This window comes from Azospirillum tabaci (assembly GCF_014596085.1).
Lineage (GTDB): Bacteria > Pseudomonadota > Alphaproteobacteria > Azospirillales > Azospirillaceae > Azospirillum > Azospirillum tabaci.
Window position 1 is genome coordinate 1 of record NZ_JACCJY010000079.1, and the last position, 991, is coordinate 991.

At 71.5% G+C, this 991-nt stretch carries 2 protein-coding genes; both read right to left on the reverse strand.

Annotation, left to right across the window (positions count from 1 at the left end; translation table 11 throughout):
- A partial coding sequence (locus tag H0B54_RS29310; RefSeq protein WP_246472989.1) for a hypothetical protein occupies positions 1–539 on the reverse strand: 539 nt, incomplete at its 3' end.
- Positions 540–586: 47 nt separating this feature from the next.
- On the reverse strand, positions 587–991 hold a 405-nt coding region (locus tag H0B54_RS29315), incomplete at its 5' end, for a YgjV family protein (RefSeq protein ID WP_188263269.1).

Consider the following 991-nt stretch of genomic DNA (forward strand, 5'->3'; position numbering starts at 1 on the left):
ACCCATTTCGGGTTCCAGCGGGCCAGGGCGACCAGCCGCACCAGCTCGCCGAGCCGATGGAACAGCCCGGCGCCGCGCCAGTCCGGCCGGGTCCAGCCAGCCACGATCCAGGCCACCGACCCGCGGGTGTCGTGGGCGGCCTCGCTGGCGACGAAGGCCCATTCGTCCGCTGGCGCGTCGCCGGGATCGTGCAGCGCTGACAGATCCGCCAGCCGGGCGCCGAGGCTGGAGGCGGTGCAGTCGACGAGCACCGCGGCGTGGGTGGCGACCACCTCCCCCTCCCCGTCGACCAGCCCGAGCCAGAAGGCCGGTGCACTGGACGACTTGGGCAGCAATGGAAACCAGCTCTCGCGGTGCCGTGCGTTCACCGCCTCCAGGTCCGGCCAGGACTCGCACAGGATCGGCGTGACGCAACGGGCGACCAGCTCGCTGCACAGGCGACCTCGCGCGGCGCCCAGCGCCGGAACGAGCGGGCCGGTGCCCAGGTTCAGAGTTTCGACAAGACGGAAGTCGGGCGCGACGGTGCGCGCCGGGAACATGGCATTCACGGGGATGTCTCCGCAGAGCTTGTATGGTGGAATATGTGTTAGGTTTGCGCAACCTCTGTGCGGTCACGCAGCGCGCCGTAGACCAGCCCGGCCATGCAGAGCAGGTCGGCGGCCAGCCCGAAGGTCGAGTTGATCAGCAGGTCGTGGGCAATCCAGCAGGCGCAGGCCAGCAGGAACAGGGCGCGCAGCACCAGTGCCGACCGGCACCAGCGCGCCGCGGTGCCGAGGATCAATCCGGCGGCGGCACAGGCCGATGGCCAGCCCGCCCAGGTCGACGCGGCCAGCACGGCCAGCAGGGGTACGGTGGCGACGTAGAGCGCCCGGCACCAGCGCGGCCGGTCATCGGGCCAGGCAGTGGCGACCTGCAGCACCGAGAGCCCGGCCATAGCTGCGCCGGTCGAGGCGCCGATCAGCAGGTAGTGCAGCGCGAAGGCTGCGGCGGA